This is a genomic window from Paraburkholderia sp. Cpub6 (assembly GCF_014201065.1).
Taxonomy (GTDB): Bacteria; Pseudomonadota; Gammaproteobacteria; order Burkholderiales; family Burkholderiaceae; genus Paraburkholderia; species Paraburkholderia tuberum.
In genome coordinates this window covers 48100-62936 of sequence record NZ_JACHDM010000007.1, presented here as the reverse complement: position 1 = coordinate 62936, position 14837 = coordinate 48100, and the positions used below count along the sequence as shown (strand labels likewise).

General features: G+C 65.3%; 14 protein-coding genes. 1 reads left to right on the top strand and 13 read right to left on the bottom strand.

Annotated elements, in window-relative coordinates; all coding sequences use genetic code 11:
- Positions 1 to 7 precede the first annotated feature (7 nt).
- From HDG33_RS14865 to HDG33_RS14810, 13 genes are all read right to left on the bottom strand, one after another.
- Entirely contained in the window at positions 8 to 814 is an 807-nt protein-coding gene (locus tag HDG33_RS14865; protein WP_090804571.1) for an SDR family oxidoreductase, read from the bottom strand.
- A gap of 51 nt (positions 815 to 865) precedes the next feature.
- Positions 866 to 2017 (bottom strand): NlpC/P60 family protein, encoded by a 1152-nt coding sequence (locus tag HDG33_RS14860; protein WP_184029110.1) that lies wholly within the window; start codon positions 2015 to 2017, stop codon positions 866 to 868.
- A 212-nt stretch (positions 2018 to 2229) separates the two neighbouring features.
- A complete protein-coding gene (locus HDG33_RS14855; protein WP_184029083.1) occupies positions 2230 to 4077 on the bottom strand; it encodes a PhoH family protein in 1848 nt (615 codons plus the stop codon).
- A gap of 103 nt (positions 4078 to 4180) precedes the next feature.
- The gene (locus HDG33_RS37295; RefSeq protein ID WP_260321379.1) at positions 4181 to 4315 is read right to left on the bottom strand and encodes a hypothetical protein; all 135 of its coding nucleotides are present in this window, start codon (positions 4313 to 4315) and stop codon (positions 4181 to 4183) included.
- Between the two features lie 117 nt (positions 4316 to 4432).
- Positions 4433 to 4894, bottom strand: coding sequence for a peroxiredoxin (locus HDG33_RS14850; RefSeq protein WP_184029080.1), 462 nt, complete (start codon positions 4892 to 4894; stop codon positions 4433 to 4435).
- A 197-nt stretch (positions 4895 to 5091) separates the two neighbouring features.
- A complete protein-coding gene (locus tag HDG33_RS14845; protein ID WP_184029077.1) occupies positions 5092 to 5985 on the bottom strand; it encodes a polysaccharide deacetylase family protein in 894 nt (297 codons plus the stop codon).
- A gap of 10 nt (positions 5986 to 5995) precedes the next feature.
- Positions 5996 to 7042 (bottom strand): bifunctional UDP-4-keto-pentose/UDP-xylose synthase, encoded by a 1047-nt coding sequence (locus HDG33_RS14840; RefSeq protein ID WP_184029074.1) that lies wholly within the window; start codon positions 7040 to 7042, stop codon positions 5996 to 5998.
- Positions 7039 to 7968: a formyltransferase gene (locus HDG33_RS14835; RefSeq protein ID WP_184029071.1), complete on the bottom strand. Its 930-nt coding sequence runs from the start codon at positions 7966 to 7968 to the stop codon at positions 7039 to 7041. Before HDG33_RS14835 ends, HDG33_RS14840 begins: the two co-directional genes overlap by 4 nt.
- The gene (locus HDG33_RS14830; RefSeq protein ID WP_184029067.1) at positions 7965 to 9008 is read right to left on the bottom strand and encodes a glycosyltransferase; all 1044 of its coding nucleotides are present in this window, start codon (positions 9006 to 9008) and stop codon (positions 7965 to 7967) included. Before HDG33_RS14830 ends, HDG33_RS14835 begins: the two co-directional genes overlap by 4 nt.
- 6 nt (positions 9009 to 9014) lie before the next feature.
- Entirely contained in the window at positions 9015 to 10166 is a 1152-nt protein-coding gene (locus tag HDG33_RS14825) for a DegT/DnrJ/EryC1/StrS aminotransferase family protein (RefSeq protein WP_184029063.1), read from the bottom strand.
- Positions 10167 to 10342: 176 nt separating this feature from the next.
- On the bottom strand, positions 10343 to 10714 hold the full coding sequence (locus HDG33_RS14820) for an SMR family transporter (protein ID WP_013089326.1): 372 nt from the start codon (positions 10712 to 10714) through the stop codon (positions 10343 to 10345).
- A 24-nt stretch (positions 10715 to 10738) separates the two neighbouring features.
- Positions 10739 to 12583: a glycosyltransferase family 39 protein gene (locus HDG33_RS14815; protein ID WP_184029049.1), complete on the bottom strand. Its 1845-nt coding sequence runs from the start codon at positions 12581 to 12583 to the stop codon at positions 10739 to 10741.
- A gap of 94 nt (positions 12584 to 12677) precedes the next feature.
- Positions 12678 to 13052 (bottom strand): Mth938-like domain-containing protein, encoded by a 375-nt coding sequence (locus tag HDG33_RS14810; RefSeq protein WP_090804589.1) that lies wholly within the window; start codon positions 13050 to 13052, stop codon positions 12678 to 12680.
- A 456-nt stretch (positions 13053 to 13508) separates the two neighbouring features.
- Between HDG33_RS14810 and HDG33_RS14805 the strand changes: the two genes are divergently transcribed.
- Positions 13509 to 14756, top strand: a complete 1248-nt coding sequence (locus HDG33_RS14805) for a pyridoxal phosphate-dependent aminotransferase (RefSeq protein ID WP_311548303.1) — start codon at positions 13509 to 13511, stop codon at positions 14754 to 14756.
- The last annotated feature ends 81 nt before the right edge of the window (positions 14757 to 14837 follow it).

Here is a 14837-nt window from a genome sequence, read left to right as displayed (position 1 = left end):
GAAGCGTTCAGATCAGCGGCGCATTCGCACCATCCATCGGAATGATCGCGCCCGTCACATAGCTCGCACGGCGGCTCGCGAGGAACAGCGCCACGTCGGCGATTTCCTCCGGCTTTGCATAGCGCCCGAGCGGCATCCGGGCCTGGCCGCGCGCCAGCGCTTCGTCATTGCCGATGCCTTGCTGCGCCGCTTCCAGCCGGACCGCTTCCTCGACGCGCTCGGTCAGCGTCGAGCCCGGATTGATCGCGTTGATGCGGATGCCATAGCGCGCGTAGTAGTGCGCAAGGCCGACGGTCGCGAGCATCAGCGCCGCGTTGGCCGCGCCGCCTGCGATATGGATGTCGCTCGCGACCTTGCCGCCCATGCCGATGATATTGACGATCGTGCCCGGCTCGGCACCGCCGTTGGCTTTCGCGCGCTCGGCCATACGGCGCAGCACTTCCTGCTGCGGATAGATATACGGGAAATACTTCGCTTCCATCGTCGCGCGGAATGCGTCGGCATCGAGCGTCTCGGGGTCGTACCGGCGCGCGGCGCCGGCACTGTTGATCAGCACGTCGATCGGGCCCACGGCGGTGCTGACTTCCTCGACGATATCGGCGGCGCTGTGCGCTTCGTGCAGGTCGGCGCGCGTGCGGTGCACGTGGAATCCTTCCTGTTTCAGCTGTTCGTAGGCGCGGGCAAGGTTGGCGGGGTCGCGCGATACGATCGCGACCTTCGCGCCTTCCTGTGCGAAGGCGCGCGCGCACGCGAAACCGATGCCTTTGCTGCCGCCGGTGATGAGCACTACCTTATTTCTGAGCCCGAGTTCCATGGTCGTTACCCGCCGTCGAAAGAATATCGATGACGATAGCAGATCACGGCGTCAGAAGTTGCCGTTCGCGAAACGGGCGATCGGGTCGTCGCTGCTTTGCGTGGGTGCGGGCACGCCGTGGGAAGCCGTCGACGCACGCATGAGCTGCACGGATCCAGTGCCTTCGGTCTGCTGCATCTGCCGCGCCTGGCGTTCCGCGATGGGGGCGGGTGGCGGCGGTTCGAATGCATCAGCGGCGGCGTCGATCGGGTCGGGTGAAGGTTGGGCAAGGGTGCGGGCGGTCGTCGCGGACTGCATCGGTTGAGCGGGCGAACGAGCGCCGCTTTCATACGTGCTCGTCTGAGCCGCGGGGACCATCGTCGCTGCCACGGCGCCCGCTGAGCGTGCCTGCAGCTGCGCGGCGCCGAGGCCCGGCGGCGGCGGCTCGAATTGATCGGCTTGCGCGACGGGCGTGCCGCGGTCTGCACGGGTCGCCGGCGTCGCGCTCGCGACCGGCCGGGCCGTTGGCATCGACGCCGGGCTGGACAGCGCCGTCGGGCCCGCGTAGGTCGACGCTGCCGGAACTGCCACGGTTGTTGCCGTGCCCGTCGCCGCGACCGCAGCACCTCGCTCGGTTTGCGGCGCCGCAGCCTGATAGCTCGGCGTATCGAACGGCGCCGGCGTTGCCGCCGGTCCCGCCATCCGGCGGATGCCGTCGAAGCGCTTCGCCCAGTAGGGATTGGTCAGATAGTCGAGCCGCACGGTGCCGCCCGTCGATGGCGCGTTGACGAAGCGCAGCTTGCCCACGTAGATGCCGACGTGCGAATGCGCGCGCCCCGTCGTGTTGAAAAAGATCAGATCGCCTGGCGCGATTTCGTCCGGTTCGATCGACTCGCCGCGCCCGCTCATCTCGGCCGTCGTGCGCGGCAGGTTCACCGACGCCGCGCGCAGCACGACGTACCGCACGAGACCGCTGCAGTCGAAGCCGCTGTCGGGCGTATTGCCGCCCCACCGGTAGGGCACGCCGACGAGACTCATCGCCTGAATGGAGATTTCCTCGCGGCCGATGCTGTGATCGACGAAGTGGGGAAAGCCGGGCGGCGGCGCGCGATAGGCGCCGTTTGCGACGACGCTGCCGCCTGACCCGCGCGACGTCTTCTGCGGCGCGCCGGCACAGGCGGCGAGCAGCAGGACGGGCAGCAGCGATAAGGCGAGTCGGCGCATTAAGACGGCACGGGCGGTAAGCGCCCATTTACTCACTGACGATGTCGGGATGGTAGCCGCCCAACAAGGCTGCGGCAAGAATTGTTGATAAATTACTTGAAGTTTGTGCGCTAAGTGTTGCCCGCGGGGAACGCCGCCGCAATAAAAAAAGCCGCATCCGGAACGAACCGGACGCGGCCTGCGATCAAAAGCCGAAGAAAACCGGCGAACGTCTAGAGAATCTCCGACGCGTAATCAGCGAGGCGCGAGCGCTCGCCGCGCGCGAGCGTTACGTGTCCGCTGTGCGCCCAGCCCTTGAAGCGATCGACCACATAGGTCAGGCCCGAACTGCCCTCGGTCAGGTAAGGCGTATCGATCTGCGCGATGTTGCCAAGGCAGATGATCTTCGTGCCCGGACCCGCGCGCGTGACGAGCGTCTTCATCTGCTTCGGCGTCAGGTTCTGCGCCTCGTCGATGATCAGATACTTGTCGACGAACGTGCGGCCGCGCATGAAGTTCATGCTCTTGATCTTCAGGCGCGAGCGGATCAGCTCCTGGGTCGCGGCGCGGCCCCATTCGCCGGCGGCGTCGTCGGTTTTCTGCAGCACTTCGAGGTTGTCGTCGAACGCACCCATCCACGGCTGCATCTTTTCCTCTTCCGTGCCCGGCAGAAAGCCGATGTCTTCGCCGACCGGCACCGTCGCGCGCGTCACGATGATCTCGTTGTAGCGTTTGTCGTCGAGCACCTGCGCGAGACCCGCCGCGAGTGCGACCAGCGTCTTGCCGGTGCCGGCCTGGCCGAGCAGCGTGACGAAGTCGATGTCCGGATTCATCAGCAGGTTCAGCGCGAAGTTCTGCTCGCGATTGCGCGCCGTGATGCCCCACACGTTGTTCTTGTGGTGGCCATAGTCACGCAGCGTTTGCAGCAGCGCGGTCTTGCCGTTCAGTTCGCGCACCAGCGCATGAAACGCGGGCTCGCCGTTCTGCGGCTCCAGATAAACGAACTCGTTGACCAGCATCGATGCGCACAGCGGACCCGTCACGCGGTAGTACGTGGTGCCGGTTTTCGTGTCCTGCCAGCTTTCCATGCCCTTCGCGTGCCTGGTCCAGAAGTCTTGCGGCAGCGCGCGGATGCCCGTGTACAGCAGGTCGCTGTCCTCGAGCACCTGGTCGTTGAAGTAGTCTTCGGCGGGCAGACCGAGCGCATGCGCCTTGATGCGCATGTTGATGTCTTTCGACACCAGCACGACCTGGCGATCCGCGCGATCGCGCTGCAGCGCGCGCACGACGCCGAGGATCTGGTTGTCGGCCTTGCCTTCGGGCAGACCTTCGACCGGCTCGATCGCGGTCAGCCGGGTCTGGAAGTACAGCCGCCCGGACGCCTCGCGGCTGCCCAGACGCGCGAGCGAAATGCCGTCGGCCATGTCGCCCGCGTTCGCGACGAGCGCGTCGAGCGTGCGGCTCACCTGGCGCGCGTTACGCGCGACTTCCGACATTCCCTTCTTGTGGTTGTCGAGCTCTTCCAACGTCATCATCGGCAGATAGACGTCGTGCTCCTCGAAGCGGAACAGGCAGCTCGGATCGTGCATCAGCACGTTGGTGTCGAGCACGAAAAGCTTCTGCACCTCGGCTGGCGTGGCGCCCGTGCCACGTTTCTTGCGCGTGGCCGCAGGGCTCGCTGCGGCGGGCGCGGCGGCTGTTTCGTCCGTGCGCTGCTTCGCGGCGGGCGCGCGTGCGACGACCGGCTGCGCTTCGGCCGCGTCGGCTTCGAGATGCGCTCGCGCGGACGGAACCGGCTGCAACAGAGCGGCGGTCTGCCTGGCCTTGCGGCCGCGCGCGGGCGCGGGTTGCGCGGCGGGCGGCGACTCGACGGCGGGCACGGGCCACAACGTGGTGGCGGCGTTGGCAGCGTGCGCCATCGGTGTGGCGACATTGGCGCGGCCGTAATCGGCCGACTCTGCGGATTCCCCTTCACGCGCCTGTTTTTTCGCGGTGGAGCGCGCGGGCGTGACGGCTTTGGCCTTGTATTCGTCAGCCGACAAAAGATTGCCGAGCTTGTTGGGGGGAGTAGGCAAAGGCATGGTTTCCCTCGAAATGATCGGGTCACATATCGTGCGCCGCCCGTCGCATTCTGACGATGCCCTCACGGGACATCGAGTCTGCGCGAGGAGGCGCGCATTCGGTCTAGAGATGCCGGTTCGCCTGGTTTTCGATAGGCTCCTTGACGGAAGCGCGTGAACCAATGAACGAACGGTCGCGCGCAATTAAAAAAGCCGCCGCCCCGGCATTCGGGGCAAGCGGCTCGACGATGATGCTCACGTTGCGCCTCACGCTCCGAACGGCACCGGTGGATCCGGTCAGGCGGCCGTCAGGGCTGGCGCAGCGGAGAACAATGTGGGGTGGACAGGCACTCATTGCGGGCCAATATAACGCGCATCAAAGCGCTTGTACAGCCTCCAGAATGTCGTCGACGTGGCCCGGCACTTTAACGCCGCGCCACTCCCGGCGCAGCACGCCATCGGCGTCGACGAGGAACGTGGAGCGCTCGATTCCCCGTACCTCTTTGCCATACATTTTCTTCATTTTAATGACGGCGAAGAGGGCGCACAGCGTTTCTTCCGGGTCGGAAATCAGCGGGAAGGGTAGTTCGAGCTTAGCCTTGAAGTTGTCATGCGAACGCAGGCTGTCGCGCGACACGCCGATCACTTCCGCGCTGGCTTTCTTGAACTTCGGATACAGATCGCGGAACTGCAACCCTTCGGTCGTGCAGCCCGGCGTGTTGTCCTTCGGATAGAAATACAGCACCACCTTCTTGCCCCGCAGCTTTGACAGCGTGATTTCGCCGCCCGTCGCGGCGGCGGTGAAGTCGGGGATGGGTTGGTCGACTGCGATGGACACGAGGTTCTCCGGTTATTGGGGCTGGCGTCGCTAGGTGCCGCGGCGTCGGCCGGTCTGTCGTCGAGGTTGTTGTTGTTCGGGAATACGGTCGGCGCGCGGTTGTCCGATCGTCAGACCCGGCAAGGAAGCGGGTAACAGGCGGGCAACGGGCGGGCAACAAGCGGCGCGCCTTCTAACGACTCCCGCGTCGCGGGCCTTCAGGGCTGGACGATCAGTTCGCCGGAGCGTCCCGGAATCTCGCCCCACGCGACAGGGTACGATGGCAGCGTGTCGCGGTCTAGCGTGGCGTAGTAATCGCCCATCGTCGCAAACGTGTGGCCCTGGGCGCGCCAGCCTTCGAGCAACTGTTCGAAAACCGGCGCGAGTTTCTGTCCTTCGAGTTCCGCGTGCAGCGTGAACACCTGGTCGTGCGGATTTTTTTCAGTTTGTTTCAGCATCCACGCGGCGACGTTGTGCGTATCGACACCATCGACACCGAGCACTTCGTCGAGCGTCGGGAGCGTGGTCGGCATCTGCACGTGCTTCAGCGTCCTGCCGTCGACCACCGGCAGATATGGCGAGTGGCCGCGGCCGTCGGAAGCGTAGCGCATGCCCCACGCGTCGATCTGCTCGAACGCGTGGCCGTTCATCTGCCAGCCCGCGGCGCCGTGCGTGACGGGCGGCGCGCCGAATATCTCGATGAACCGCGCGTGGCTCCGCTGCATCTGCGCGACGGTCCACGCGCGATCTTTGGCGCGCACGTTGTCCTGCCAGTACACGTGATCCCACGTATGGATGCCGCACTCGAAGCCCGCTTCGTGGATCGCGCGCATCTCGGCCGCGGCCTTTGCGCCGATGTCCGGACCGGGCAGCAGCACGCCGTACATCAACTGCCTGACGCCGTAATGCTCGACCACCGACGTGCGCGACACCTTCTTCAGAAAGCCCGGCCGCAGCACGCGGCGCATCGCCCAACCGGTGTGGTCGGGCCCGAGGCTGAACAGGAAGGTGGCGCGCGCCTTGAAGCGGTCGAAGATGCGCGCGAGATTCGGCACGCCTTCGCGGGTGCCGCGCAGCGTGTCGACGTCGATCTTCAGGACGATGCGAGCCAAGGACGCGCCCTTATTGCTGTTCGACGAGTGCGCGGGCTTCCGCGACGTGGCCGCGATACGCTTCGAAAATCTTGCGCAGCGCTTCGTCGAAAGTCGACGTGGGTGCCCAGCTGAGTTCCTGCTTCGTGTTGTCGATCTTCGGCACGCGGTTCTGCACGTCCTGATAGCCGTTGCCGTAGTACGCGCCCGACGACGTTTCGACCAGTTGCACCTTCCTGGCCGAGTCCGCGTATTCGGGGAATTCGGCCGCGAGTGCCAGCATCTTGTGCGCGAGCTCACGCACCGAGAAGTTGTTGATCGGGTTGCCGATGTTGTAGATCTTGCCGGTGGCGATGCCGTTCCTGTTCTCGATGATCTTCATCAGCGCGCTGATGCCGTCGTCGATGTCCGTGAACGCGCGCTTCTGCGCGCCGCCATCGACGAGGCTGATGTTCTCGCCGCGCACGATGTGGCCGAGGAACTGCGTGACCACGCGCGAGCTACCTTCCTTCGGCGTGTAGATCGAGTCGAGGCCCGGGCCGATCCAGTTGAACGGACGGAACAGCGTGAAGTTCAGGCCTTCCATGCCGTAGCCCCAGATCACGCGGTCCATCAGCTGCTTCGAGCACGCGTAGATCCAGCGCGGCTTGTTGATCGGGCCGTACGACAGCTGCGATTCTTCCGGATCGAACTGCTCGTCCGTGCACATGCCGTAGACCTCGGAGGTCGACGGAAACACCAGATGCTTGCCGTACTTGACGGCTGAACGCACGATCGGCAGGTTCGCCTCGAAGTCGAGTTCGAACACGCGCAGCGGCTGCTTCACATACGTTGCGGGCGTGGCGATCGCGACGAGCGGCAGAATCACATCGCACTTCTTGACGTGATATTCGACCCATTCCTTGTTGATCGTGATGTCGCCTTCGAAGAAGTGCATCCGCTCATGATTGACGAGGTCGCCGAGACGTTCGGTCTGCATGTCCATCCCGAACACTTCCCAGTCGGTGGTTTCGAGAATGCGTTTGGACAGGTGATGGCCGATGAAGCCATTCACACCCAGAATCAGGACTTTTTTCATGAATGAGATTGGATGAGCTGGGCGAATTCCGCCGGACTGACGGCAGACTCGCCGCCGTCGTGCTGGTGCCGCAATTCGTGGATGTTGATCGCGCGGCCGTCGCCGCAGATCGCGAAAACGGCATTATCGCTTACGTGCAGGCCCGGGGGCAAATCCGAGCGGAGCGCGCCGGGCGCGGCCAGACGCGCGCGCGCGACGATGAAACGGTGCCCGTTCAGCTCGGTGAAAGCGCCCGGATAGGGCGGCGCGACCGCGCGGATCAGGTTGTAGACCTGCTGCGCGGACCGGCTCCAGTCGATGCGGCCGTCTTCCGGTTTGCGACCGCCGTAGTAGCTGCCATGCGCGAGATCGTTCGGCAGATGCGGCGCCTCGCCCGCGAGCAGTGCCGGCAGCACGCGCCACAGCGTTTGCTCGGCGGCGACCGTAACCTTGTCGAAGACCTGCGCGGCGGTGTCGTCGGGCAGGATCGGCACCGGTGTTTGCGCAAGGATCGCGCCGGCGTCGGGCTTCGCGGCCATTTCGTGCAGCGTTGCGCCGGTTTCGTTTTCGCCGTTGAGCACCGCCCAGTTGGTCGGCACGCGGCCGCGATACTTCGGCAACAGCGAGCCGTGCATGTTGTAAGCACCCCGTGCGGCGATCGCGAGCAGGTCGAGCGGCAACATGTGGCGGTAGTAGAACGAGAAGATGAAGTCCGGCCGCGCGGCGCTCACCGCAGCGCGCAGTTCGGGGCTCTTCGGATCGGCCGGCGTGACGACGGCAATGCCGTGTTCGGCCGCCACCGATGCGACGCTGCCGAACCAGATGTTCTCGCTCGGGTTGTCTTCGTGGGTCACGACGAGCGCGACCTCGACGCCGCGCGCGAGCAGCACCTGCAGGCAGCGCACGCCGACGTTGTGATACGCGAATACGACGGCGCGCGGCTTCATGGATGGTGTCCCTGGTCGGCGACCGGCACCGGCTGCACGCCTTGCACGACGGTCTGACGCGGCGCTTCGGCGACGGCCCCGCCGTCGCGTTGCTCGAGAATGGTCTGCACCAGATAACGCGGCCGCGCACGCACCTGCTGATAGATCCGGCCGATGTATTCACCGAGCAGGCCGAGCGCGAAGATGATCACGCCGAGCAGGAAGAACGTGATGGCGAACAGCGTGAACACACCTTGCACTTCCGCGCCGATGATGAAACGGCGAATCAGCAGCAGGACGAACAGCGCCGCAGACCCTAGCGACAGGATCACGCCGATGAACGACAGCCATTGCAGCGGCACCACCGAGAAGCCGGTGACGAGGTCGAAATTCAGACGGATCAGCGAGTACAGCGAGTACTTCGACTCACCGGCGAAGCGTTCCTCGTGCGCGACCTCGATTTCCACCGGATTCTGCGCGAACGTGTACGCGAGCGCCGGGATGAACGTGTTGATTTCGCCGCAGCGGTTGATCGTATCGACGATATGGCGGCTGTAGGCGCGCAGCATGCAGCCCTGGTCGGTCATCTTGATGCGAGTGATGCGCTCGCGCAGATGATTCATCGCGCGCGACGCCTTGCGGCGCCACAGGCTGTCCTGGCGCTGCCGACGGATCGTGCCGACGTAGTCGAAACCTTCGCGCATCTTCGCGACGAGCTTGCCGATTTCCTCGGGCGGATTCTGCAGGTCGGCGTCGAGCGTGATCACGATGTCGCCGCGCGACTGCTCGAAGCCCGCGAGAATCGCCATGTGCTGGCCGTAGTTGCCGTTCAGCAGGATCACGCGCGTGGTGTCGGGGCGCGCGCGGAACTGCCCGGCGAGCAGCGCCGCGGATTTGTCGCGGCTGCCGTCGTTGATGAAGATCACTTCATAACCGGTGCCGAGCGCGTCGAGCGCCGGATAGAGGCGCGCGAACAGCGCGGCCAGTCCGGCTTCCTCGTTGTACACCGGAATGATGATCGACACTTCCGGTGCGACGGCGCGATGTTCCGAATAAGTCATGTCCGCTTATTTTCCGTAGTGTTCGCAAATTTCGTTGACCGCGCGGCACACGCGCTCGACGTCGCCTTCGTTCATCAGCGTGAAGAGTGGCAGCGTGACGGTGGTGGCGCCGAAGCGCTCCGCGTGCGGGAACATGCCTTCCTTGAAGCCGCGCGCGCGGTACAGGGAAAACAGGTGCAGCGCCGGGTAGTGCACGCCCGAGCCGATGCCGCGCTCCTTCAGCTCGCCCATGAAGCCGGCGCGGTCGATCGACAGTCTTTCGAGCGGCAGCGTGATCTGGAACATGTGCCAGTTGCTGTTTTCGAAGTCCGCGGGCGGCAGGCCGACGCCGAGCCGAACGGCCGCGCCGCCTTCGAGTTGCGCGAAGTACGCGCGCACGAGCTTCTTGCGCTGCGCGATGAAGCGCTCGAGATGCGGCAGCTGGCCGAGGCCGACACGCGCGGCGACGTCGGTCAGGTTGTACTTGCCGCCGAGCACGTCGCAGTCCATGCCGTCGAAGCCGGTGCGCGTGATGCCCTGCAGCCGGTACTTCTGCGCGAGCACCGCTTCTTCCTCGTTGTTCAGCACCAGCGCGCCGCCTTCGACCGAGGTCAGGTTCTTGTTCGCGTGGAAGCTGAACGACACGATGTCGCCGAGCTTGCCGATGCGCTCGCCGTTCCAGGTGGAGCCGAATGCCTGCGCGGCGTCTTCGATCACGCGCAGCTCGTGCGCGCGGGCGATCCCGTACAGACGGTCCATGTCGACCGGCAGGCCCGCCAGGTACACCGGCAGCAACGCCTTGGTGCGCGGCGTGATCGCTTTTTCGAGCAGGTCGAGATCGATGTTGCGCGTGATCGGGTCGATGTCGGCGAACACTGGTGTCGCGCCGGTTTCGAGGATCACGTTGCAGGTCGACACCCAGGTGGCCGGCGTCGTGATCACTTCGTCGCCGGGACCGACGCCGGCGATGCGCAGGCCGATTTCGAGCGTCGCGGTACCGGAATTGAACGTGCGCACCGGGCGGCCGCCGCAGAACTCGGACAGGGCGGCCTCGAACTTCTGGTTCTGCGGGCCGGTGGTGATCCAGCCGGAACGCAGCACGTCGGCGACGCCCTGGATCGTTTCCTCGTCGATCTCGGGTTTGACAAACGGCAAAAACGGGACTTGTGACTGGCTCATGAATGCATCGCTCGATTGAAAGGGGCGCGGCCCGACGGGCGCGAAGTAAACCACAAACTACCCGCAAACCCAAGGCCGCGGCTTAAAAAACGCAACCGCTCAGCTTACCGCGGCCTACCTTACGTCACGCTTAGGCGGCGCGTGTGCCGCGCGGGCTCCTGCGCGGGGCGCCGCGCCTAGCTGCGCGCGAGCACGACCACGCCGACGAGAATGATGCCGATGCCGACCAGCTTCTGCACCGACATCACTTCGCCGAACAGGTACCACGCGGCGATCGCGTTGACGACGTAGCCCAGTGACAGCATCGGATAGGCGATCGACACGTCCACGCGCGAGAGCCCGATGATCCACACCGCCACGCTGATCACGTAGCAGGCGAGCCCGCCGATGATCGGCGGCTGGGTTGCCAGCTTGAAGCCGATGGGCAGGATGTTCGCACGGGTGAATTCGAAGTGTCCAACGGCATTCGTGCCGGCCTTGAGCAGCAACTGCGCGCCGGCATTCAGCGTGACGCCGGCCAGGATGCAGAACAGGGAAATCGGGTTCATCGAACGGTCTGGTTCTCGAAAGGGTTAGGGCTTTGCCGCGGGCGTGGAGGTGGGGGCCGGCGTGGCCGATGCCGCGGGCCTCACTTCCACGACTGCCGAGGCGGCGTTAGCGGGGGTAGCGGGTGCTGCTGCCGCCGCTGCGGCCGGGGCGGCGGCGGGAGCCGCGTCGGCGAGCGGCTTCATCACCACCACGCGGCGCGGATCGCGCGCGATCACCTGCATCGGCACGCCTTGCTTGACGAGGCGCTCGTAGGTCGGCGGCGGGATCAGCGCGAGCGCGTAGCGATCGGCCTTCCAGCGCTCGATCCACGCGTCGACCGTCGGCACCCATTTCTGCGGCTCGACGGACACGCCGAATGCGAGCTCGTCCGGGTGCGCGACCATGATCATCGTGTGGCCGATGTAGAACGGCAGCGTGTGGTCGAGCACGCCGACCGAGTAGAACGGCGTGTCGGGCGGCAGCTTCGCGAGCTCGGCCTTGATCGCGGGCGCGAGCGGCGCGCCGGAGCTCAGGCGCCCGAACACGTCGTGGCCGGTGCCCGCGATGGTGCCGAGCAGCAGCCAGCCCGCGCCGAACGCGGCGAGGCTGCCGAGACCGACTCGCGCGTTGGCGCCCACGCCGCCCTGGCCGCGGCGGTTCAGCCACAGCGCGAACAGCGTGAGCACGAACGCGACGGCTAGCGCGGCGAGCACCCACACGCGGTATTCGGCATACAGCTCGGCCGGATTGCGCGCAGTGCCGAAGCGCGGCAGGAACAGCGCCGCGAACGCGGCGACCACGAAAAACAGCGCGTAGCCCGCCAGATGCCGGCGCAGCTGCTCGCGCGTGACGAGCGGCAGATACATGCCGATCAGCATCGCGATCGGCGGCGCGATCGGCAGCGTGTAGGACAGCAGCTTCGAGTGCGACGCGCTGAAGAACAGGAAAATGAAGACGATCCACGTGAGCATCAGCGTGACCGGCGCGAAGCCGTTCGGCTGACGCGGCTGGCGCCACGCGTGGCGCACGCTTTGCACGGTTACCGACAGCCACGGCAGGAAGCCCACCAGCAGTACTGGCACGAAGTAGTAGAACGCGCCGGGGCGATTCTGCTCGGGCGTCAGATAGCGCTTGAACTGCTGAACGACGAAGAAGAAGTTCAGGAATTCCGGATTGCGCTGCTGCACGAGGACGAACCACGGCGTCACGATCGCGAAAAAAACGATCAGACCGCTCACCAGATGCAGACGCTTCCACAGCGCCCAATCGCGCGCGATCAGCGTGTAGAGCACCAGCACCGCGCCCGGCAGGATCAGCCCGACCAGGCCCTTCGAGAGCACCGCCAGCGCCATCGACGCCCAGCACACCCACATCCAGCCGCGCACGCAAGGGGGCCGCAGGTTCGGGCGCTGGGCGAGCAGCAGCGCGCACAGCGTGAGCGCCATCCAGAGCGACAGGCCCATGTCGAGCGTATTGAAGTGGCCCATCAGGTTCCAGTACGGCGAACAGGCGAGCACGAGTGCCGCGAACACACCGGTCGCCGCGTTGAACACGCGGGCGCCGGTAAAGCCGATCAGCAGCACGCCGGCGAAGCCCGTCAGCGCGGTATAGAGGCGCGCCTGCCATTCGCCGATGCCGAACCACGCGAACGTCAGCGCGTTCGCCCAGGTTTGCAGCGGCGGCTTCTCGAAGTACTTGTAGGCGTTGTAGCGCGGCGTGATCCAGTCGCCGGTCAGGAACATTTCGCGCGCCATTTCGGCGTAGCGGCCTTCGTCGCTCGGCAGCAGATGGCGCCAGCCGAGCGGCACGAACCAGATCACGGCGAGAACCAGCACCAGCAACAGGATCGCGGTGCGATTGAGCGGTAGCCTCGACGGCGTATCGTTCATGAAATATCAACCCTTCTTGTTATCGACGGCGCGCGCACGGGCGCGACGCGGGGGGCCAGAACGGGCCGGCCGGGCGCGCCGGCGCCAGGCACGCTCAGGCCTCGATCAGCAACGCGGCCGCGACCTTGCGGCCCTCGGCCATCAGAATGTTGTAGGTGCGGCAGGCGGCCTTGAAGTCCATCGTTTCTACGCCGATGCGTTTCGCGGTCAGCGCGGCGGTCAGGCGCGGGTGCGGGAAGCGCAGCCGCTCGCCGCTGCCGAACACGACCACTTCGGGCGCGGCGTCGACCAGCATCGCGAAATGCTCGGCGCTCAACTGCTCGAACGACGAGACGGGCCAGGGAATGACCGGCGCGTCCGGCAGCACGAGAATACTGCCCGCGTGACGCACCAGATTGATTTCGACGTAGTCGGCGCCGTAGCCGGTAACGGTATTGAGCGCGCCGCTGGAATCCTGATGTAATTTCAAATTGGTTTTCCGAAGTCGTCGTGAGACGTCATGCGTGTTGCCGGCCTGGCTGCACGTCGCACAGGCCGCGCGGTTCGACGCGTGTGACACACGAGAAGGCCGAAAAGGCTTGCCGATGCGGGTGGTGCATTGCGGAAGTCGGCCAAAATCCGCTAAATTATAACTTTTTAGCCGCCTTGCGGCGCCCCTCGCTCAAGTGCCGCCACAAGCCGCGCTGGGCGCATCGCCGTGGCCCACCGGCTACCTGGGTTGGCATCGCCCGCTTTCGCTGCGTTTTTTTTCACGCCGGAACACGAAAAGCCGCGGCCGCTCGACAGTTCGACCCCATTTCGCGACTGGCCGCCGTCGCGGTCGCCGCCGCGTCCGAATTCCCCGTAGCGGTGAATCTGAGCGGCCCGGCGTCGTCAGCCAGGCCCCGTTTGCCCAAGGTTTGCCCCAGCCATCAACCAGGATGAAGTGCCCGCCGTGAAACCAATTCTCAAATCCAACAAGTTGTTGAATGTCTGCTACGACATTCGCGGGCCCGTCCTCGAACATGCGAAGCGGCTCGAAGAAGAGGGTCACCGCATCATCAAGCTGAACATCGGCAATCTGGCACCGTTCGGCTTCGAGGCGCCGGACGAGATCATTCAGGACATGATCCTGAACCTGCCCAGCTCGTCGGGCTACTCCGACTCGAAGGGCGTGTTCGCCGCGCGCAAGGCGATCATGCACTACACGCAGAAAAAGGGCGTGCACGGCGTCGAACTGGACGACGTCTACATCGGCAACGGCGCGTCCGAGCTGATCGTGATGGCGCTCCAGGGTCTCGTCAACGACGGCGACGAAGTGCTGCTGCCCGCGCCCGATTACCCGCTGTGGACCGCCGGCGTAAGCCTCGCGGGCGGCACGCCGGTGCACTACATCTGCGACGAGTCGAATAGCTGGATGCCCGACCTCGATGACATCCGCGCGAAAATCACGCCGAACACGCGCGCGCTGGTCGTGATCAACCCGAACAACCCGACCGGCGCGCTGTACTCGGACGAACTGCTGCTCGGCCTGATCGAGATCGCGCGCCAGCACGGCCTCGTGATCTTCGCCGACGAGGTGTACGACAAGATCGTCTACGACGGCAAGACGCACACGTCGATGGCGTCGCTGTCCGAAGACGTGCTGACCGTCACGTTCAACAGCCTGTCGAAGAGCTACCGCTCGTGCGGCTATCGCGCCGGCTGGATGGCCATTTCGGGCCTGACCGGCGAGAACCGCCGGCTCGCGAAAGACTATCTGGAAGGGCTCGGCATTCTTGCGTCGATGCGGCTGTGTCCGAACGTGCCCGGCCAGTACGCGATCCAGACCGCGCTCGGCGGCTATCAGAGCATCAACGACCTGATCGTGCCGGGCGGGCGCCTGTACAAGCAGCGCGAGCTCGCCTACGACATGCTGACGGCGATCCCCGGCGTGAGCTGCGTGAAGCCCGAGGCGGCGCTGTACATGTTCCCGCGCCTCGACCCGAAGGTGTATCCGATCCAGAACGACCAGCAGTTCATCCTCGACCTGCTGCTCGAAGAGCGCGTGCTGCTCGTGCAGGGCACCGGCTTCAACTGGAAGACGCCGGATCACTTCCGTGTCGTGTTCCTGCCGAACGTCGACGACCTCGCGGATTCGATCAACCGGATCGCGCGCTTCCTCGACGGCTACCGCAAACGTCACACGGCCTGAGCCGGGGTCGCGTACGATGTGGCGCCTGATGTGTCAAATGAGGCGCGTCGCTCGTGCCACCCCCGACACCCTTTTCAAACC

Coding starts and splice junctions, on each gene's coding strand:
- HDG33_RS14865 (WP_090804571.1), bottom strand. CDS start 814: ATGGAACTCGGGCTCAGAAATAAGGTAGTGCTCATCACCGGCGGCAGC.
- HDG33_RS14860 (WP_184029110.1), bottom strand. CDS start 2,017: ATGCGCCGACTCGCCTTATCGCTGCTGCCCGTCCTGCTGCTCGCCGCC.
- HDG33_RS14840 (WP_184029074.1), bottom strand. CDS start 7,042: ATGAAAAAAGTCCTGATTCTGGGTGTGAATGGCTTCATCGGCCATCAC.
- HDG33_RS14820 (WP_013089326.1), bottom strand. CDS start 10,714: ATGAACCCGATTTCCCTGTTCTGCATCCTGGCCGGCGTCACGCTGAAT.
- HDG33_RS14815 (WP_184029049.1), bottom strand. CDS start 12,583: ATGAACGATACGCCGTCGAGGCTACCGCTCAATCGCACCGCGATCCTG.
- HDG33_RS14835 (WP_184029071.1), bottom strand. CDS start 7,968: ATGAAGCCGCGCGCCGTCGTATTCGCGTATCACAACGTCGGCGTGCGC.
- HDG33_RS14830 (WP_184029067.1), bottom strand. CDS start 9,008: ATGACTTATTCGGAACATCGCGCCGTCGCACCGGAAGTGTCGATCATC.
- HDG33_RS14825 (WP_184029063.1), bottom strand. CDS start 10,166: ATGAGCCAGTCACAAGTCCCGTTTTTGCCGTTTGTCAAACCCGAGATC.
- HDG33_RS14855 (WP_184029083.1), bottom strand. CDS start 4,077: ATGCCTTTGCCTACTCCCCCCAACAAGCTCGGCAATCTTTTGTCGGCT.